Origin of the sequence: Dyadobacter sp. CY312 (genome assembly GCF_021390535.1) — a bacterium.
Lineage (GTDB): Bacteria > Bacteroidota > Bacteroidia > Cytophagales > Spirosomataceae > Dyadobacter.
The window spans coordinates 18,333-38,154 of record NZ_JAJUXG010000007.1 but is presented as its reverse complement, the minus strand read 5'-3'; the positions used below and the strand labels follow the sequence as shown (position 1 = coordinate 38,154).

Annotated in this window: 15 protein-coding genes; 8 read left to right on the top strand and 7 right to left on the bottom strand. The window is 42.3% G+C overall.

Annotated features, from left to right (window positions below):
• Window position 1: 1 nt before the first annotated feature.
• Window positions 2-1,666 (bottom strand): hypothetical protein, encoded by a 1,665-nt coding sequence (locus tag LZG71_RS09925; protein ID WP_233819909.1) that lies wholly within the window; start codon window positions 1,664-1,666, stop codon window positions 2-4.
• Between the two features lie 187 nt (window positions 1,667-1,853).
• A complete protein-coding gene (locus tag LZG71_RS09920) occupies window positions 1,854-2,624 on the bottom strand; it encodes a TIGR00730 family Rossman fold protein (protein ID WP_233819907.1) in 771 nt (256 codons plus the stop codon).
• Window positions 2,625-2,750: 126 nt separating this feature from the next.
• On the opposite strand from LZG71_RS09920, the gene rpiB reads away from it, so the two are divergent.
• Window positions 2,751-3,182, top strand: coding sequence for a ribose 5-phosphate isomerase B (gene rpiB / locus LZG71_RS09915; RefSeq protein ID WP_233819901.1), 432 nt, complete (start codon window positions 2,751-2,753; stop codon window positions 3,180-3,182).
• On the opposite strand, the gene LZG71_RS09910 is transcribed toward rpiB, so the two are convergent.
• Window positions 3,183-4,595: a hypothetical protein gene (locus LZG71_RS09910; protein WP_233819900.1), complete on the bottom strand. Its 1,413-nt coding sequence runs from the start codon at window positions 4,593-4,595 to the stop codon at window positions 3,183-3,185. It lies immediately after the preceding gene.
• A 182-nt stretch (window positions 4,596-4,777) separates the two neighbouring features.
• Between LZG71_RS09910 and rbfA the strand changes: the two genes are divergently transcribed.
• The 3 genes from rbfA (at window position 4,778) to LZG71_RS09895 (ending at window position 9,062) form a co-directional block, all read left to right on the top strand.
• Window positions 4,778-5,161: a 30S ribosome-binding factor RbfA gene (gene rbfA / locus LZG71_RS09905; protein WP_233819899.1), complete on the top strand. Its 384-nt coding sequence runs from the start codon at window positions 4,778-4,780 to the stop codon at window positions 5,159-5,161.
• A gap of 18 nt (window positions 5,162-5,179) precedes the next feature.
• Complete coding sequence (locus LZG71_RS09900; protein WP_233819897.1) at window positions 5,180-6,406, top strand: FtsX-like permease family protein; 1,227 nt, start codon at window positions 5,180-5,182, stop codon at window positions 6,404-6,406.
• A 64-nt stretch (window positions 6,407-6,470) separates the two neighbouring features.
• Window positions 6,471-9,062, top strand: coding sequence for a M1 family metallopeptidase (locus LZG71_RS09895; protein ID WP_233819893.1), 2,592 nt, complete (start codon window positions 6,471-6,473; stop codon window positions 9,060-9,062).
• 97 nt (window positions 9,063-9,159) lie between these two features.
• Here LZG71_RS09895 and LZG71_RS09890 read toward each other — a convergent pair whose 3' ends face one another.
• Window positions 9,160-10,224 (bottom strand): substrate-binding domain-containing protein, encoded by a 1,065-nt coding sequence (locus tag LZG71_RS09890; protein ID WP_233819890.1) that lies wholly within the window; start codon window positions 10,222-10,224, stop codon window positions 9,160-9,162.
• A 340-nt stretch (window positions 10,225-10,564) separates the two neighbouring features.
• Here LZG71_RS09890 and LZG71_RS09885 point away from each other — a divergent pair, with 340 nt between their 5' ends.
• Window positions 10,565-13,657 carry a TonB-dependent receptor gene (locus tag LZG71_RS09885; protein ID WP_233819886.1) on the top strand — a complete coding sequence of 1,031 codons (3,093 nt, stop codon included), beginning with the start codon at window positions 10,565-10,567 and terminating at the stop codon, window positions 13,655-13,657.
• Between the two features lie 15 nt (window positions 13,658-13,672).
• Window positions 13,673-15,169: a RagB/SusD family nutrient uptake outer membrane protein gene (locus LZG71_RS09880; protein ID WP_233819885.1), complete on the top strand. Its 1,497-nt coding sequence runs from the start codon at window positions 13,673-13,675 to the stop codon at window positions 15,167-15,169.
• Between the two features lie 145 nt (window positions 15,170-15,314).
• Here LZG71_RS09880 and LZG71_RS09875 read toward each other — a convergent pair whose 3' ends face one another.
• The 3 genes from LZG71_RS09875 to LZG71_RS09865 all read right to left on the bottom strand — a co-directional run bounded on the left by LZG71_RS09875 (window position 15,315) and on the right by LZG71_RS09865 (window position 18,161).
• Entirely contained in the window at window positions 15,315-16,361 is a 1,047-nt protein-coding gene (locus LZG71_RS09875; protein WP_233819884.1) for a ferredoxin--NADP reductase, read from the bottom strand.
• 33 nt (window positions 16,362-16,394) lie between these two features.
• Window positions 16,395-17,480, bottom strand: coding sequence for a hypothetical protein (locus tag LZG71_RS09870; protein ID WP_233819883.1), 1,086 nt, complete (start codon window positions 17,478-17,480; stop codon window positions 16,395-16,397).
• 84 nt (window positions 17,481-17,564) lie between these two features.
• A complete protein-coding gene (locus tag LZG71_RS09865) occupies window positions 17,565-18,161 on the bottom strand; it encodes a NifU family protein (protein ID WP_233819882.1) in 597 nt (198 codons plus the stop codon).
• Window positions 18,162-18,390: 229 nt separating this feature from the next.
• Between LZG71_RS09865 and LZG71_RS09860 the strand changes: the two genes are divergently transcribed.
• On the top strand, window positions 18,391-19,233 hold the full coding sequence (locus LZG71_RS09860; protein WP_233819880.1) for a hypothetical protein: 843 nt from the start codon (window positions 18,391-18,393) through the stop codon (window positions 19,231-19,233).
• 53 nt (window positions 19,234-19,286) lie between these two features.
• Window positions 19,287-19,820 (top strand): RNA polymerase sigma factor, encoded by a 534-nt coding sequence (locus LZG71_RS09855; RefSeq protein ID WP_233819878.1) that lies wholly within the window; start codon window positions 19,287-19,289, stop codon window positions 19,818-19,820.
• Window positions 19,821-19,822 lie beyond the last annotated feature (2 nt).

Genomic DNA, 19,822 nt, shown 5'->3' with positions numbered 1-19,822 from the left:
TCTACCAGGAATCTATAATTTTAGTTACCATTTTTTTAACATCCTCCTCTTTGCTTGACAGGAAAGAGGAAATATACACTTTGGATGCATCTACCTTAAGCCTACTCAATGCCTCAATGTAAGAAATCGAATTCCAGTCCGAACCTTTGCGCTCCTTTTCACTCACCTTGATAATACTTTCCACGGATGCCAAATCATTCAGCTGCGCAAGTCCTTTCGCAAGCATTCGTTTAATCATGTAACCATCATCATCCTCATGATTTATTAGGGTTCTAAAAAGAGTCAAATGCCTTTTCTCAGGAAAGGTTGTTAAATATTTTAAAGCATTTAACTGTATGGCATACTCAACCTCTGAGCCATAAATATAGTCCGCAGTGTTTTGCAAGGTATCCAATCCACACCCGATAAGTAAATCAAAAGTAAATGGCGTGCACAAAGAAGAATCTCTGGCAACTTGGGGTAAAACCCTTTTTAAACTATCGGTGCAGGTGCCTACCAGAGCATTACTTGCACTTGCCCTTACCGAACTATTAGTGCTCCGTATTAGATTTAATAATATTTTTTGGGAAGAGACATCAGTTCTTCCATTAAGAACTGGTAACAGACCACTTACAATCTTAGGATTCTGTGCGTTGCGTAAGCATTTGTGTACAGCTGGCAAAAGCTCGTTCGATTTTAAAAGGGTATCCTGATATACGGAAAAGTAATAATCAGAAGGCACTTCGTCATTTTCCAGCTTCAACACCCAATGTTTAACCATTCCTGGGTACCTCGAACTTTGCAATGAGGCCATTACGTCCTTGTCAGATGTACTTTGATTACTAAGATTAATAACAAATTCCCTATCAGCCTCTGTTGGACTATCTGCCAAAGCCTGTAATGATGCTCTCCTGGTACGGGAACTATCCAGCAAAGGCGTTAACAACGGTAGCATGTTACCTAGCTGAAGCTTTTGTGCCGGAACAATCGCATAACCCTTCAAATGAAGGGGCCAGGTACTGATTGCATTCCTTAATATCTTATCCGTATTCTGAGAATACTTGGTATTGATTAATAACTGAATGGCATAAACCCGTTCATTCCAGTCATCACTCTCTACAAATTGGTATGCGGTTTCCCTCAGAGAGTCGGCAGAGAGACTAGTGAACATCGGAAACAAATAACCACCTGCCTCAACATTATTTTTCACCATCCAGGGAAAAAGACTTGACGTCCGATCAAACCCAAGCGACATCAATGTCATTCCAAGCCACAATGAACAATTGGGAGAAAGTTCTGTCTTCAACTTTTCACTTAACCTGGCATTCTTGGTCTTATCTCCGGTTGAAGCAATAGTCAGGTAACCAAGCAAACGCACATCAGGTACAGGAGAGTCTATCAGGTTATCTATATGCTCCAAATAAACAACGTTACTTTTGAAACTTTCAAGTGGAAATTGCTGCCATTTTTCTCCTTTCATGCCCATTGCCAACTGATTTACCTGATTAAAGGGTGTCAACAAGCTGAAATAATTATTAAGTAAATGGTTCGCCTCTAGAGAGTCAAATCCCGCCTTTGAAAATTCCTTAAACTTCCTCTCGTAGTCAGAAGCGCTTTGAGCGACCAAAGCGCCAGCAGTTTTAAAAAAAATCAATAAAACAATGAGGACTGATATTTTACCTTTCACTTTGCTTACATAGTTAGAGTGTTGGGCAAAAATCTAAATTGCCAGATTAAATTCCTTTGATAATTATCAAAATCACCTCAGTGAAGGTAAAAGTGTGACGCACCAGACTCTTTATTTCACAAAAAGGGCGACTTGTTATCAATTCTTAACAGATAACAAATCGCCCTTCTCCTAAAATCAATAATCTCTAAAAATTCGGTTTCAACAAATACTTCGAATAGAAGTTATCAATAACCTTCACTGCTTCATCGGGTGTATCTACGATGCTAATGAGTTTCAGATCTTCTGCGTTAATATTTTTTTCAGTGAGCATCGTTGTTTTAATCCAGTCCAATAGTCCGGACCAATAAGAGCTTCCTACTAAAACAATAGGGAAACGCCCGATTTTTTTAGTTTGGATTAGAGTCATTGCTTCAAAGAGTTCGTCGAGCGTACCAAAACCGCCGGGCATCACGATAAAACCCTGAGAGTATTTTACAAACATCACCTTCCGAACAAAGAAAAAATCAAAATTGATGTTCTTGTCCGGATCTATATAAATGTTGCTATGTTGTTCAAACGGCAGTTTGATGTTAAGCCCTACTGATTTTCCTCCCTGCTCAAAAGCTCCTTTGTTACCAGCCTCCATAATACCGGGACCACCACCTGTGATGACTCCGTAACCATGGCGCACCAGTTTAGCCGCTATTTCTTCCGCAGTTTTGTAGTAAGGATTATCGGGTAACGTGCGCGCGGAACCAAACAAGGATACACATGGACCAATTTTAGCCATTTTGTCAAATCCTTCGACAAATTCTGCCATTACTTTAAAAATGACCCAGGAGTCTGCACTTTTTATTTCACTCCAGTTTCTGTCTTCAAATGCTTCCTTAATTCTTTTTTCATCTTCCGGAACTGCCGGATTGAGAAGAGATACGTCAATTAATTCACCTTCTGTTGGTTTTATTTCTTCACTCATAATCGTAAAAGTCAATTTAGTTGTTGAACAGATAATACTAACTTTACAGCAGCATAAGCATGTAAAGCAAAATTCATAAATCCATTATACCGCCTTATCCTAAGGGTTACAATTAACAAAAAAGTAATGAGAAAAATTGCTATTGGTTCGGATCACGCAGGGTTTCCATACAAGGAGCCTGTAATAAACTGGCTCACTGCCAACGGTTTCGAAGTAAAAGACTTTGGAACATACAGTGAAAATTCAGCAGACTATGCTGATTTCGCACATCCTGTGGCAAGTGGTGTGGAAAGCGGAGAATACGAAAAAGGAGTGCTTTTGTGTGGTAGCGGACAAGGCGTTTGTATTACTGCTAACAAGCATCAGGGTATTCGTGCAGCACTGGTTTGGGATTTACCACTTGCACCATTGGCAAGGCAGCACAACGACGCCAACGTGATATGCCTGCCTGTAAGATTTATTGAACTGGAAAACGCACTGGCCAGTATTCAAGCTTTCCTGAGCACAGAATTTGAAGGTGGACGCCATCAAACTCGTGTTGACAAAATTGCCTGCTGATCAGAGCTTTCGCTCGTAAATTCCTTTCCATGGACTGGGTACGTATTGCCTTTTAAGGGCAGGTACCCGGTTCAGTAGCTTGGGCATGATGTTGGACTTGTCTATCACGAAATCGGGCGGGTCCTTCTGGAAATTGTCGTAGACATGTATTACACTGTCAAAATTGTCCAGATTCATTAAATCGTAACTTGCCAGATCCCAATTGAGATAAGGTGTCGCGGTAAAATTATTTACATATTCGCCCGAATGTTGTCCCAAAACCAGTATGCGCTTATTCTGGATTTCGCCCGGAAGAGCCGCCGGCTTTACACGCAGGTTTTCCAGTTTCCCCATTGACACCCCCGGTAACACTCCCCTTAAACCCTGGTACTGTATCAGAACTATAATTGCTCCCATGAGCATAAACTGCACCTCATCTGCAATACTTTTCTTTTTAAAACTCTGAAAGTAATGCGTTGCAAAAAACGCCGAGGGTGGTATGAAAATAACAAACTGCATGGGCGCCAGGTACTGCATAAGCGGTATACTGAATACAGCCACAATGAACCACAAAGCCATCACCTGCTGAATTCTGGTCTGATAATTGACAAACCGTAATGTTGTAAAAATGCGCATGAAACCCATAATCCCAAAGCCAAGAGGAAGCAAAAGTGAAGCCAGCAAGGATGAAAAATCATTGAGGTTATATTGCTTTACCTGAAAGACCGAAGTGAGCAGGTTGCGGTTCAGACTCTCAACACCGTCGTTCATATAAAAAAACAAAACGACCATTAACAGCGGAAATACAGAACCAAACAACCCGAGCAAATGATGACGAATGGTGGATCCTGTATAAAATAACAAAGCAAGAAACGCCCAGATCATGAACAGGGATGCAGGCAAGTAGAATAGCGTTGCTATACCAATGTAAATCCCCATTTCAAAAACCTGATTCGTAACTTCACGCCTCACCAGTATTTTAACAATAGAACCAAAGGCAAATAATAAGAACGTATTCGCCATTAGCATGGGCGACAACGTGCCAAGATCAAAGGAGATATTTAAAAATAAGGCATAAATCGCGCCCGGTATAAATGTCCTCTCCGGAAAAACCTCTCTGGCATAAATCACATAATTAAAGTACAGGATCTGAACCAGCGACACCGCAACGGCCGCAAGCTGATACACCCATTGCTGACGCCCGAAGAGTGAGTCCAACAGCCAGTATACCAAACCGGAAAACGGGCTTACATTATCCCATACATCACGATAGAGCATAAAACCGTGCTGCATTTGTTCCCCTACCAGCATCCAGCTATGCTCCGGGATGAGCAAAGGCGCTCCGCCAAGGAAAAAAGGAAGACGTAGCAAAAGAAAAAAAACCACCAGACTGATGATCTGATACTTTGCATTAACTCTGAAAAAACTTAGCAAGAAATGTGTTGGTTATGTATCCTGTCAGAATAACTTTCACGAAATTACAACGCCGGGTTCTACAAAAACAAAATAAGTATGGATATTTGTGGTTATTTAAATATGAAATGGCGGGTAAAAGGTTGAAAGTAAGAATTCGCAAAAGCAAATTTCACTCAAACAGCAAATCCGTATAGCAAGAAATGGAATCAAAAAGACAGCAAAAGGTAGGGAGACAGATTCAGAAAGATCTGGGTGAAATTTTCCAGAAAGACGCACAGCATATAACAAGCGGCTCGTTCGTAACAATTACTGCGGTGAGGGTCACACCTGATCTTGGAATAGCGAGAGCATATCTGAGTTTTTTACCTGATAAAAACAAGAATTTTCTTCTGGAAACGATTCGGGAAAATACAAAATTCCTTCGCCAGAAGCTTGCCGACAGAGTTCGACACCAGTTAAGGATTGTACCTCATTTACAATTTTACATCGATGATACGGCGGAGTACGCGGCGAAAATGGATCTTCTGTTTTCCGATCTGGTAATTCCTCCTGCATCTCCGGACGACGACGAAGAATCTAATTGAGCTGACTAAAATCTGACAATGGATCTCTCTTACCGGATAGCAAAAAGATACTTCTTTTCACGCAGCAAACGCAGTTTTATCAGTCTCATCGCCCGCATTGCCATGGCAGGTGTAGGTGTAGGAACGATGGCTATGGTTGTTGTGCTTTCTGTGTTCAACGGCATGGAGGATCTTAACAGACAAATTTTCAAGACCTTCGATTCGGATGTCAAAATTATGCCTTTTGAAGGAAAGCGCTTTGCTGTCCCCGACTCTCTCTTAAATGTTATAAAGGCAGTCGACGGCGTTAAAGTGATTACCCAGGTGATAGAGGACAACGCATTGGCTCGTTATGGCAATCAGCAAACCATTATCAGGATCAAAGGCGTTGACAGTAGTTTTACCAAACGTGGTCAACTCGATTCTGCACTGATTGAGGGCTCTTTAAGGTTATATGGATCCAATGGAACGCCATATGCCATCGTAGCTGAAGGTGTTCGCAATGCTTTGTCTATTTCTCTTGCCGAGATACTGACTCCTATTGAACTGCTTTATCCCAATTCAGGCACCAAAACGCTGAATCTGACTTCGCCGGATGCCTTTAATCAGATACCGATCAGACCGGGAGGTGTGTTTTTCATAGAAACGCGCTACGACGATTACATTATAGCTCCACTGGCTATTGTGGAATCCCTCATGCAATATCAGGGACAACGTTCTGCGCTTGAAATCCAGACTGAACCAGGATATTCAGAACAGAAGGTAAGCAAAGCACTTGGGCAAAAGCTCGGCAAGGATTTTGTAGTGAAAGACCGGGATTCGTTAAACGCTGATTTGTTAAGGGCGATACGTATAGAAAAGCTGTTCGTAGCGGTTACGTTATCACTTATTATTATGGTGGCGGCTATCAACATTTTTTTCTCGCTCAGTATGCTTGCCATTGAAAAGAAAAAAGATGTTTCGATGTTATACGCATTGGGTGCAACACCTTCACTGATAAGAAATATTTTTCTTGCAGAAGGTGCTATTGTTGCATTTACGGGAGCACTGGCAGGGCTTATATCCGGAACGGGGCTTTGCTGGTTGCAGATGAAATACGGACTGGTTTCGATGGGTATGGCAAGTTCACTGGTGGATGCCTACCCTGTTAAATTAATTTGGGGAGACATATTCTTCACTGGTGCTATAATCGTTATCATAACCCTGGCAGTATCTTACATCCCGGCAAGAAGAGCGGCAGAAACAGGCTTGTCTGCAAGGGTTTAGTAGCTAAAACTTAAACTGATTGAATTTGAACAGCTTCAACTTTACGTCCAAACCCGAAAAGGTTATGACCCTTAAAATGAGTTACAGTTTTATAAAGAACAGCATCCGTGCAATTTTTGGAATAATAATGTTATGCGTGGCTCCTGGGCCTGAGGCATACGCGCACACCAGCCTTCCAGATACGCTGTACAGAAGAGTTCCCGGAATGATTTCCCCAAAAGGCCCCTACCGTCCGGAAAGAACAATAAAAAACAACATTCTTTACACAAGACTCGATGTAAGTTTTGATTGGCAGCGGCAACAGGTCCCGGCAACCGCCATCATCAGATTCTCTCCACACTTTTATCCACAAAATACACTGGAACTGGATGCAAAGGGATTTGATATTAAGGAAGTGGTACTGTTGGATAGCCTTGCAGATTACGGCTCGGCCTCCACTGCCGACGTTAATAAGCGGGTTCTTAAAAAGCTGGAGTACACGTACGACAAGCGGAAGCTTAACATCAAACTGGGTAAAAACTATACAAAACACGACGAAGGTTTTGTAAGAATAACCTACGTCGCGCGCCCGAATGATATTTTGCGCGACCAACCCGGCGACCACCCATCCGACAAAGGTCTTTACTTTATCAATGCTGATGGCATGGACGAAGGCAAACCAAAACAAGTTTGGACACATGGTGAGACGGAGGGCAGCTCTTGCTGGTTCCCAACCATTGACGCACCCAACCAAAAATTCACGCAGGATATTTTCATTACCGTAGATAGTACTTACAAAACACTGTCCAACGGGCTGCTTGTAGATCAGGAAAATAAAAAAGGATTACGTACAGATCACTGGAAACAGAGCCTGCCGCATGCCCCCTATCTGGTCATGATGGCCGTAGGTGAATTCGCCGTGGCGAAGGATATGATGCCAAACGGCATGGAACTCAGCTATTATGTGGAACCTCAATATGGCGGCGACGCCCATGCCATATTTGGCCGCACGCCTGAAATGATCGGTTTCTTCTCTAACATGTTCGGAATTGAATTTCCGTGGGAAAAATACGCACAGGTTGTCGTGAGAGACTTTGTAGCTGGTGCAATGGAAAATACGACGGCTACCACGCATGAAGAATCAGTTCAGAATGACACCCGCTCTTTAATAGACGGAAATTCAGATGCTGTTATTGCCCATGAACTGGCGCATCAATGGTTTGGTAACTATGTAACCTGTGAAGAATGGGGACAGCTGCCGCTCAATGAGTCGTTTGCGAACTATGCCGAATATTTATGGAGCGAATACAATAACGGAAAAAATGAAGCTGATTGGGGAAATCTTCAGGAGATGAAGCAATATCTCGGTGAAGCGGAAACCAAAAAGGAACCTATGATCCGGTATTTTTATAAAGATGCCGAAAACATGTTCGACAGCCATTCCTACGCAAAAGGTGGCAGGATACTGCATATGCTGCGTAAATACACCGGCGACGACGCATTTTTTGCCTCATTAAAGCATTATCTCACACATCACGCCTTTGGTACCGCAGAGATTGACCACCTGCGTATGTCATTTGAAAAAGTAACCGGCGAAGATCTGAACTGGTTTTTTGATCAATGGTTTCACAGACCGGGGCATCCACAAATAAAAGTTGATCAGCAATTCGCTTCCAACAAGGTAATTCTGAAAGTGAAACAGACTCAGGATACGCTTGCGTCCACCATCTACCGTTTACCGCTGAAAGTGGACGTTTGGGTAGCAGGCAAGAAGAACAGATATGACATCGTTCTTGACAAAACAAACCAAACATTTGAGTTTCCCGCTGCCAAAAAGCCTGATCTGGTTCTGTTTGATGCTGAATCTCAGCTTTTGGGGCTTATAGAACATGAAAAGCAACGTAATGAAATGGCTTTTCAATATACAAATAGCGACGATTTTCTGCCAAAATATGAGGCACTCGCGCAACTGGAAGGGAAGTTGGCGGACACTACGGCCCGCGGTGTACTGATCCGGGCAATGAACGACCCGTTCTGGAAACTCCGACAAATGGCCATTTCTAACTTCTCAGAATATGAAGGAGAAGGATTCGTAAATGTGGAAAAAATTATTCAAGACAGAGCCCGCCTCGATCCTCATCCACAGGTGCGTTCGGAAGCCATCATTACCCTTGCCTCTTACGGCGACAATAACAGCGACAGTATTTACCGTCAGGCGCTGGAAGACAGCTCCTATCAGGTGGTATCTGTAGCAATTGAGAAGTATCTGATGGGACAACCTTCTGACGCCAAGGAAATATCGGCCCGATTTGAGGATTCACCCAATGATGCCATCGTTACTTCTGTCGGCAACTATTACGCAGGTTTGGCTGAACCGGAACGTTACAACTGGTTTCTCGACAAAATGAAGCGGATGAAACCGACCGACAAATACAACTTTTTACAGGTTTTTGGAAAGTATCTCATCAAATCCAAACAGGATGTCCAACGACAAAGTATTCCGGTTCTGGAAGGTATTGCCCGTAACAATCCAGCGTATTTTGTCAGGTTTGGAGCGTTTCAGGTACTCGGCCTGCTAACCGACATTCAGGGAGTTACATCCCTGCGAAAAGACATCAGAGCCAAAGAGACCGAGCCTAAATTAAAAGAAATGTACAGCCAGTTTGGTGAGTTTTAAGATTAACCGAAATTGAAACACAAAAAAACTGCCATTAGCTTTTCAAAAGTCAATGGCAGTTTTTTTGTTAGGTTATTTCAGACCCAATTGAAGGTTATTAAGCCGGATCAAGATAATAATCCAGATTTTCCTTCGTGATAATATCAAGTGGAAGGAATTTTATTGGGGCCACTTCCTGCTTAAATATGAGGTGATTGGCCAACTGGTGTATACCCCAGTAACCCTGCCCGAGCGGATTCTGATTGATCAAAAAATGAATGGTTTCTTTGTTGAGGTAGTCCAGATTCGGAGCAAGCAAATCGTAACCGATCAGTTTAATGTCTTTTCTGCCAAGTTTTTCAAGATAGGCCGCTACTTCAAATGCCTTGGAATTGGTAACATATATGGCGGCAATTCCGGATTCTTTTTTGATGATAGCATCCAGATGACCATCGATGACACCGCCCTCGTAGAAATTGATATCCTTACTGACTACCTTATAACGCTCTGCTCTGCCATTTTGCTTGAAGAAGTTCCGGAATCCTTCTTCTTTCGTGATCAAGTGCGCAGAATTTGGAATGTCTTCATTGATGTGTAATACCAGCAAAGTACAAGGTTCTGGCAAGCCGAAGCTTAAAATTTTGGCGGCAAGCGAGCCGCTTCGGTATGAATCCTGCCCAATGTAGCAAAGCGGTTCTACGCTTTCTATCTGCGTGTTAAACAACACGTATGGTATATTGAGACTCTTCCAGTTTTTGAAAAATGGCAAAGCCTCCTTGTAAAAAATGGGAGCAATGAGAACACCATCCGGGTTTTCACGGGTTGCTTCGTTTGCCTTCGCGTTGAACGAATGTTCGTCGTGAGGCGTAAAAATGTACCGTGTAATATTGATCCCGTATTGCCTCAGTTCCTTCTCTGCCTTTTCTATGCCTTTTAGTGGTGCCTCCCAGTAGGAATCTTCATTCGGGTCTGGAATAAGTGCTGCAATATTGTACGTCCGTTGTGACTTGAGAGACTGCGCAATGCGGTTTGGCTCGTAGTTAAGCTCCTTTATAATTTCTAATATCCTCTCGCGTACATCGTCAGCAACTCTGCCCCTGTTATGCAACACCCGGTCGACAGTCCCTTTCGACGTTCCTGCCCTTTCTGCAATATCCTTGATCCGGATTATTTTCTTTTTCACCCAATAAGCGCTTTATGTTTCGGGAAACATCCCCTAAATCTCCAAAAGTAGTACAATTATAAAGACATCAGACACAAAAAATACCCTTTTGTATCTGATATTTTACAATCATTATCCAAATATTTTTTAGCACTATTTATATAATTATAAAAAATAATACATAGCTTTCGCCACTATTTCAAGTTTTAGTGTGCTCGAACACCAATTAGATATCACATTGCGTGCTCGAACACTTTTATTCAAACTTAGTTGTTTTTATAAAAATTAGATTTAATTTTACAAATACCAATTTTCGAAGAATAATATTCCACCAATCTAATCTATTCCACCAATAAACTCTATGAAAAGCAAATTTATCCCAATTAACTGTCGAATTACTGCCATTTTGTGGATCTCCACATTATGTATGTATCCGTCGCTATCCCGCGCTACACCGGCAGGCAGTTTTGCCAGCATTCTCGCCGTTCCTGTGAAAGGAAAAGTAATTGATGGAAAAGGAGAACCTTTGATAGGTGTTAATATTTTAATCAAAGGAACAAATGTAGGAACGCAGACAGATGCGGAAGGAAATTTCAGTATCAACTCTAATAGCCCTTCCGATGTATTGGTAGCCAGCTTCATTGGCTTTAAAAGCCAGACTATTGCCGTAGATAATCAAACCAATATCACGATCACTTTGCAGGAAGACGTTTCCAGCCTGGACGAGGTTGTTGTGGTCGGATATTCAAGCCGCTCTAAATCGGAATTGGTAAGTTCTGTATCGGTTATAAAAGGATCGGAATTACAAACCATCACCAGTAACAACACTGCAACCATGCTACAAGGGCGTGCGGCGGGTGTTGTTGTGTCCAGCGCCAGCGGAGCACCAGGAACGGAACCAGCGGTACGTATTCGCGGTACGGGTTCAATCACAGCGGGAGCCGAACCACTGTATGTGATTGACGGACTGATTGGCGGAACCGCCAACCCTGCTGACATTGCGTCCATTTCTATTCTGAAAGATGCAGCGGCAACAGGGCTCTATGGATCGCGCGCTTCCAATGGTGTTGTGGTTGTTACTACGAAAAGTGGAAGATCAGGAAAGACGAAGGTTTCTTACAGCGGATCAACTGGTGTAAGTAAAGTAATGAATGGAAATTTTGAGGTGATGAACGGGCAGCAATTGTATGATTTCACAAATGGAATGTACCAAAACGATTACAACACCAAACGTACCAACTACATCACACAGTTGAGCGGCACTACCCCTAACCCAACTGAAAGTCAGATTAATGCGTATCTCACTGCGAACAATTTCCCGACAGCATACGCTGGTTATCAATCAAGATTTATGCCGGCTACCCCAGGAAATAACAATTGGCTTGATCAGACTTTCCGGAACGGTATAACCAACAATCATGCTCTTTCATTATCCGGCGGAAACGACCGTACCAAGTTCTATCTGGGTGGAAGTTATTACAATGAACAGGGTATTATTCTTAAAACAGGGTATGAAAATGTAAACTTCCGGGCTAATATCGAACACGATATCAACTCTAAACTTAAAGTCACAGCACGTGTCAATACGTTTTTCAATAACCGCCAGAACGACCAGGGCTATCTCTACCAGGGATATATAAACCTGCCGTGGGACAGCCCAAGAAATGAGGATGGAACGATTAAGTATGTAGATGCCAATACAACAGGCTGGTATGGTCGTGACAGAAGTAACTTTCTGTTTAACAACCAATACAACTTCAATCAGCAGCGGGGATCAAATATTATGGGAGATCTGAGACTGGAATACTCCATTCTTGACTGGTTGACGCTTTCTACCTCCAACAGATATACTATTGGTAACACCCGTGCAGAATCCAATGTAGATGCAAGAACGCCAAACGGAAAATCGTACAACGGTTCACTTACCAATACCTACGAATTCACCAACAGCTTTATCACATCCAACCTTTTGAATGCTTCAAAATCATTTGGTGTTCATAACATTACAGGTATTCTGGGAGTTGAATTTCAGCAAAACAAAACAGATGGAATGGGCGGAATCGGACAAGGTATTTTCCCATCACTTGATATTCTGAGTGTAACTGCAACACCAACTTCACTAACAGGTTACAAAAACAAAAATGCTTTTGCATCTGCGTTCGTCAATGTTGACTACGACTTGCAAAACAAATATTTCGTAACAGGTTCATTCAGACGTGATGGTTCTTCACGTTTTGGAAAAGACAACCGTTACGGAAATTTCTATTCTTTGGGAGCTGCCTGGAACATTTCGAGTGAAGACTTTTTTACAAGCTTTAAAGACAAGATACATTTGTTTAAAGTCCGTACAAGTTATGGCGTTACAGGAAATGCAAACATCGGCGATTTCGTAGCGCAGGATTTGTATGACTTCAACGCTCAGTATTCCGGACTACCGGCTGGTTTTCCTGCAAGAAAAGCCAATCCAAACCTTACATGGGAAAAAGCACACACGTTTGATGCCGGTATTAACATTGGTTTCTTCAACCGCATCGACCTTGTTGTGGATTTGTACAACCGTTTAAACAAAGATGTACTGCAAAATGTACCTCTGGAAGCTGTTACAGGTTTTACAACCCAAATACAAAACATCGGATCTGTACGTAACAAAGGAATTGACCTTGAACTTACTACTAAAAACCTACGCGGGGACTTCAACTGGGAAACGAGCTTAAACTTCTCTGTAAACAGAAACAAGGTTATTGCCCTTAACAAAAACGAACCGATTGAAAGCGGCAACCAGCGTATTGAAGTGGGTCATGAACTTGGATCCTGGTTCATGCGTGAATGGAAAGGTGTTGACCCTGCAACAGGCGATCCGCTTTGGCTTTTGCAGACGAAAGGAACTGATGGTTCGGTTACAGAAACTACAACCAACGTTTATAACAACGCTACACGTGTTTATGTTGGAACACGTAATCCTAAATTCTCAGGCGGTATTACCAATACATTTAAATATGCGGGATTCAGCCTTTCCGGTTTCCTGACTTTCGTATCGGGTAATAAAGTTTACATCTACAACAGAGAGCTGTTTGATGATGATGGTGCCTATCCTACTTACAACAAAATGATGTTGCAGGATGGCTGGTCACGCTGGGAAAAACCTGGTGATATTGCAACGCACCCGAAAGCTGTTGTTAACGGAAACAGAAACTCAAACAAAACTTCTTCGAGATATCTGGAAGACGGAAGCTACCTGAGATTGCGCAACATACGCCTGACTTACAGTATCCCGACAAGCATTTTACAGCGGTACAACATTGGCGGTCTGGAAGTATTCGCAAGTGCAGATAACCTGATCACATGGACCAAATTTTCAGGTGTTGACCCAGAGGTTGACTTGAACGACGGTACTTCAAGTTCGCGCTATCCAAGCAGTAAAAAACTCATGTTTGGTATCAATCTCAACTTCTAAAATCGAAATCAAATTATGAAACGCAATTATAAATCACTTATCTGCTCCGTTTTAGTGGGAGCGTCTCTGTTAACAGGTTGCTCTGAACAACTCACCATTACACCATTCGACGGGTTAACATCCACTCAGGTTGTAAACACACCCGAGGGATTGAAAGCGGCAACACTTGGTAACTATGCCATGCTGAAAGACGGAAACTACATCCGGTCCTATCACATGATGGCTGAGTATCCGTCCGACAATGTGTCGCTGAGCGGTACGACGTCCGATCCGCTGTACTTTTCATACAATTACAATCATATCAAAACCAGTGCACTAACAACCAATTTCTACGCTAAGTCGTACCAGGCGATTTATGGTTGTAATGTAATTATAGAATTGCTGAAAGAAGGACAGTCGGCGGATCTTAATCAGGTGCTGGGGGAAAACTACTTCCTGCGTGCTTTCCTTCATTTCAACGTCGCCAATATTTTTGCGCGTCCTTACGCAATTGATGGTGGCGCTTCACCGGGAATTATTCTGGCAACAGGAACGGTAACGGCTCCAAATACGCCTCGCAGTTCAGTAAAAGACGTGTATACCTCGATTATCCAGGATCTGGAAAAATCGATCAGCCTAATGACGGTTGCCAAAAACAACAACTTTGCTTCCAAAGAGGTGGCTTACGCTATGTTGAGCCGCATATATCTCTATATGGAAAACAACGCAAAGGCAATTGAATATGCCAATAAGGTGATTGACTCCAATAGGTATACACTTTTGAGCACCGCCAATTTGCCTAAGTATTACACCACCGTTCCTGAGTCGAATTCGGAAACCATTTTCGCAGTTCGCCACACCATTAAAGACAATCGCGGATACTCTGCCATTGGTGCAATGTATTTGTCCGACGGCGAAGGCTGGGGAGAAATGTATGCTTCGGAAAGCTACCGGAACCTGGTCAATAAGTTTACAAATGATGTCCGCAGAAGTTACGTTATTCCGGTTTACGAAAAGAATGCAGATGGTTCCAACAAAACGGACGCTGCCGGCAATCCGGTGCTAGCCACACGTAACGGATATCCGAAATACTACGTGAGCAAATTTTCTTATCAGGAAGGCTATTCGATGCTAAGTTCGCCTGTATTTTTCCGACTGGCAGAAATGTATCTGATACGTGCGGAAGCCAATGCTAAAACCGGAAAAACTGCTGAAGCACTGGAAGATGTAAATCTTATACGTAAACGGGCAGGACTTACCGGCAACCAGCTTTACTCAGCTACTAACATGATGGGCTACGCAACGGCTCTTGATGTAGTACTGGAAGAATCACACCTGGAATTTGCCTGGGAATGTTTGAGAAAATATGATGTGTTCCGAAACAAAAGAACCATGGTTCGTAACTATCCGGGAACGCATTTGATAGGAGGCGCCATCAAACAGGAAATTCCGTACACCCACCCACGGGTTGTGCATTATTTCCCTGAGGCGCAGCTTGTTCTCAATTCAGCTTTGGTACAAAACCCTGATTAAGAATAAAACCCATTCCGCTTATAACAGCTATTCCTAAAACCCTTAATGTGGCGTACGAAGTTTATCTTCGTGCGCCTTTTTTGTGTTGCAAAAAACTGTTGGCGTAATGTCCGTAGGTGTTGGCTTTACGCCAACACCTACTGTTTTATTTTATTTCAATAGATACATCGTCCCCGTCTACATAAGACGCACAGGTAAGTATCCAACCTTCGGCAAGATCTCTATCTGTCAGCACTTCATTGAAACTCATGTGCAATGAGCCACTGGTACATATTGCGGCGCAAGTAGCACACCTTCCGCCCTTGCAGCTATATGGAAGCTGAATACCGGTTTGTAATGCGGCATCCAAAATCGTGGTGTGTGCAGGAACCAGCAATCGGTGTTCTGTTCCACGAAAACTGAGATTGATCGTATGCGGGTTTGAAATGGGTGGAGGTGGCGGCAATTTGTCAATAACAAAGTTTTCTTTCCTGATTTGCTCCGAACCAAAACCCATATAGTGCAGCGTGATTTCCACAGATCGCATCAGTTCAAAAGGACCGCAGATGAAAAAACGGGCGTCTGCTCCTGGAAAGTTTAGAGATTTGGAAACCAATTGCTCCAGACGCGTATTGTTAATCCTGCCACGTATTCCGTTCCAGTCATCGCCAGGCTGGCTGTGAATGTGAATTACTTTCAAACGGGTTGGATATCGTTTATTTAAATCTGAAATCTGATCGTTAAACAGTGCATGATTTTCGTTCCGGTTAGCATAAATTAACGTCACGATGCTTTCCTGTTCATCTTTCAATACCTGTTTCAATATTGAAAATAGGGGTGTAATGCCGCTGCCCGCTCCTATCAAAACAATGTCCCTGGGTATTGCGTCAATATCATCCAGAACAAATCTGCCGGATGGTTCCAAAGACTGAAATACATCGCCAACCCTTACGTGATCCAGCCAGAATCTGGAAATTTCCCCATTTGAAACACGTTTAACTGTAATGGCAGGAAAGGCATCAACGCCCGGTGCAGAACTCATTGAATAGGATCTGCGGATGATGTGACCATATCTATCAATCAGAAATGTTAAAAACTGACCTGCCTGGTAATTCAAAGGCAGTCCATCTGTTCGTTCAAATACGAAAGTTTTAACATCATATTTCTCAACAATAATTTGTTTTACCCTTAAAGATATCGCCTGTTCTGACATAGTGACTTCGTTATTGAGCTTAGATAGAACACATTAATTATTGCTCAATCCATTCCATAATGTTTCGTATTCAAAAAGTAAGACCCAGCAATGCGCTTCACAAATCCAATGCATGTGAACCAGCGGACTATTGGAAAGACGATAAAGTAAAGGATTTTCGTAGGCAGTTAGCAGGCCCGCTATAAAAAAATAAAACCCTTTAAAATCATCTTTCGTAAAAGATTCTACCGGAATCCGTTCTGGTTTTATCCCAAACCGCATGAGCGAAATGGACAAAATAACCCGGTCCATTTTACTTTCTGTTTTTTCTAAAAGACCAATCGTGTCTGTAATCAATTTCTTTTTTACGCCTGAAAGCAACTCAGGATCAAATTCCGCCAAAAAGCGGCTTACATGATAGATAATGAGTGCAGTTCGCGGATACTGATGCGCACAACGGAAAGGTACAGTGAGATATCGATCGGTTTCTATGACAGAACGGATGTACTGCAAACTCGCCTCATCATGGCGATTAATCGGAAGCTCGTACTTACAAATACAATACAGCATATTACAAAGCACACTGACATCGAACTCGATATACATATTTTTCCCGAACCAAGTCGAATAAGCAGGCAGTGAGCGGTATTCAGGATAAGTATTCCGAATCCATTGTTTAGAGCCGTTTGCGTGTAATGCCAGTTTATCTTTCAGCCATTGCAGTTCTTCCTGAGTGGGATTGGTTGTCAGATATACAAACGCAGTATCATCAATGTCGTCCGGAATGCGAAAATGCTCATACCTGCGAAAAATATATCCGTTCGGGAAATGCCTGGAAGGTTTGGTTTTCCAGAAATTGTAGGTTTTCAGGCCGTCTTTATTTTGAAAATCCGGGTAGTTGGAAATAACCCGCTCACAAACCTCATCTATTTTGTCCTGAATATACTTTTCCTGTTTTCCGCGAAGTGATTGCAGCGTAAAAGCACTGATGGCCGAAAAAAAAATGGTCGTATCCGGCCGCTTGTAGCCAATCAATTTATTTACCCGAAAAGCAGGGAAAATTCCGGACGGGAAATACCGGTCTCCCTGAGATTGCAGCTCCTCAATTCGGCTTATGAAGGTTGTTAAGTATTTGTTCATTTGTCCGAAACTAACCAATTAACACAAAAAAAGAAACCCTGTCGGAAAGACAGGGTTTCATATATGCTGCTACTTTCGGGTTATTTAAACACCTTCGGCAACCACCTCTTTCACGTCAGGAACCATTCGTGTCAGTAAATTTTCAATACCTGCTTTCAAGGTTAGTGTGGAAGACGGACATCCGCTGCATGAGCCTTGAAGTAATACTTTTACTCTTCCTGTTTCTTCATCGAAAGAATGGAAATTGATCGCACCACCGTCAGACTCAACAGCCGGACGAACGTAAGTATCCAATGCGGCTTTAATTTTCTGAATGGTATCTGAATCGCGGGAATCAACAATTACAGTATTTTTCTCAATCGTTTTCTCAGCGAAAACAGGATGATTTTCTTCGAAATAAATTTTTATAAACTGCTTCGTATCCCTTAAAACCTCCTCCCAGGCTATTGCTTCATCTTTTGTAATTGTAATGAAATTACTTGCAATAAAAACCCGCTTCACGTGAGGAAACTGAAAAAGATCTGATGCCAATGGCGAAGCAGTTCCTTCTTCGAAAGTAGATTCAACAGAAGGATAATCGAATGAAAGGCCGTCGGGAACCAATTCGAAATTCAATACAAATTTCATCGAATTTGGATTCGGGCTCAGTTCGGTATATACAAAAATGGGGCGTGATAACATGATTGTGATTATTCGTCAGTAATAAGGATGTGCTTATCCTGCTTCACAACACCAATATTTTCTTTTTGGTTTGGCACTTACTACGAAAGGAGGCTAAAAAATAAAAATCAAACATTTTTACATCTCACCCAACCTTTGAATGTGCCTGGGTAGTTTATACGATTGAAACCAAAGCAACAGGCTGATCAGCTGATTTTGGCATTTTTTTTCATCCTAAAAATTACTGCACATGAAAAAGTCAGCAATCGTAACTGCTATGCTCTCCTTGTGGATGGTATTCGCAGCCTGTGAACAGCAGGAAAGCCTCAAAGCCGTTTCTCAATTAGAAACATTGAAAACCACCTTCAAAAAGGCGGAACCCGCCGAATTTTCCTTCAAAACCGATGCTCCTGCCGATCAGGTAAAATGGAGTGTGAGCCCTAATCGAAATGTACAGATATCTATAACCGGCTATACAGCAAAAATTCATTTTAGTGAAGCAGGCCGCTATTTCGTTACCGCCACCGATCAAACCATTACGTCCAGAACGGCGGTTACTGTCGATACCACTACCTATGTTCCTGGTGACACATCCACCGTAAGGCCTCCCGACGAGCCAGTAGTAAATCCTCCTGTCACGACTGATACCACGACGGTAACACCTCCGGTGGATACGGTGGGAACGCGTGAGATCAGACATAGCCTGGTAGATGAAGAATTTGTTTTAACACCAATTATTGTGGATTCTTCAACAACCATTGGCCTTGTAATACGGATAGAAGGCACGAAAAGCTATCCGTGTCAAAATACGTTTCTCAGCTATTCAGGATTTTATAAGGACTGGGGAAGCAGCACCTACAAGATGACCCTTCACGAAGTAATTCAGCCAGGAGCGAAGTTTTGTGACGGATCTGAAGGAAAAGTTTTTGCAAGAACCCAAATCTACCCGATTCCATTAGGGAAAACTAATATTGAAATTTCCCTCAACGGAAAAATATACTCCGGCTTTATTACAAGAGAAGGAAGTACATTTAAAATAAGCTGGCCTTATACCGAAGGAATTAAGTTCTCACAAGTGTTAATCACCAAGTAAATGACTTTTATAAAAGCCATTTGAATAAAATTTGGATGGCTTTTATAGCTTAAATGGATAGACTCTCGCAAATAATAGGTGGTTGCAAAAGCAATGACAGGAAATGTCAGGAAGAATTGTATTATCAATACTACCCTGCCCTGTTTGCTTTATGCAAGAAGTTTTTTGCGGATGAGCATGAAATACAAACCTCTCTGAACAATGGGATGATGAAGGTTTTTAAGAACATAAATCAGTACGATAAATCGAAAGGGGAATTCTTCAATTGGGTTTACACCATCGTCAGAAACACCTGCCTCACCATTCTCAGAAGCCGAAAGCCCGACACCACCGTGGAACTGAAAGATAACATGATGGACCTGCTCCATTACGACCCTTTTAAAACAAGTGATTGGGAGGAAATTTATATACACCTCGACAAACTACCACCTTCAACCAGAGCAGTTTGTAGTTTATTCTATCTGGAAAATTTTTCTATTAAGGAAATCTGTACAGAAATGAATCTGAAAGAAGGAACAGTGAAATGGCATTTGAACGAAAGCAGAAACAGATTAAAAGAGGTTTTTACAAAAAGTAAAGAATCCTGACA

Bases quoted from the DNA above. Each gene is read 5' to 3' on its own strand.
- LZG71_RS09895 (WP_233819893.1), top strand. From the start codon at position 6,471: ATGACCCTTAAAATGAGTTACAGTTTTATAAAGAACAGCATCCGTGCA.
- LZG71_RS09920 (WP_233819907.1), bottom strand. From the start codon at position 2,624: ATGAGTGAAGAAATAAAACCAACAGAAGGTGAATTAATTGACGTATCT.
- LZG71_RS09870 (WP_233819883.1), bottom strand. From the start codon at position 17,480: ATGAACAAATACTTAACAACCTTCATAAGCCGAATTGAGGAGCTGCAA.
- rbfA (WP_233819899.1), top strand. From the start codon at position 4,778: ATGGAATCAAAAAGACAGCAAAAGGTAGGGAGACAGATTCAGAAAGAT.
- LZG71_RS09880 (WP_233819885.1), top strand. From the start codon at position 13,673: ATGAAACGCAATTATAAATCACTTATCTGCTCCGTTTTAGTGGGAGCG.
- LZG71_RS09885 (WP_233819886.1), top strand. From the start codon at position 10,565: ATGAAAAGCAAATTTATCCCAATTAACTGTCGAATTACTGCCATTTTG.
- LZG71_RS09855 (WP_233819878.1), top strand. From the start codon at position 19,287: ATGGATAGACTCTCGCAAATAATAGGTGGTTGCAAAAGCAATGACAGG.
- LZG71_RS09865 (WP_233819882.1), bottom strand. From the start codon at position 18,161: ATGTTATCACGCCCCATTTTTGTATATACCGAACTGAGCCCGAATCCA.
- LZG71_RS09860 (WP_233819880.1), top strand. From the start codon at position 18,391: ATGAAAAAGTCAGCAATCGTAACTGCTATGCTCTCCTTGTGGATGGTA.
- LZG71_RS09875 (WP_233819884.1), bottom strand. From the start codon at position 16,361: ATGTCAGAACAGGCGATATCTTTAAGGGTAAAACAAATTATTGTTGAG.
- rpiB (WP_233819901.1), top strand. From the start codon at position 2,751: ATGAGAAAAATTGCTATTGGTTCGGATCACGCAGGGTTTCCATACAAG.
- LZG71_RS09900 (WP_233819897.1), top strand. From the start codon at position 5,180: ATGGATCTCTCTTACCGGATAGCAAAAAGATACTTCTTTTCACGCAGC.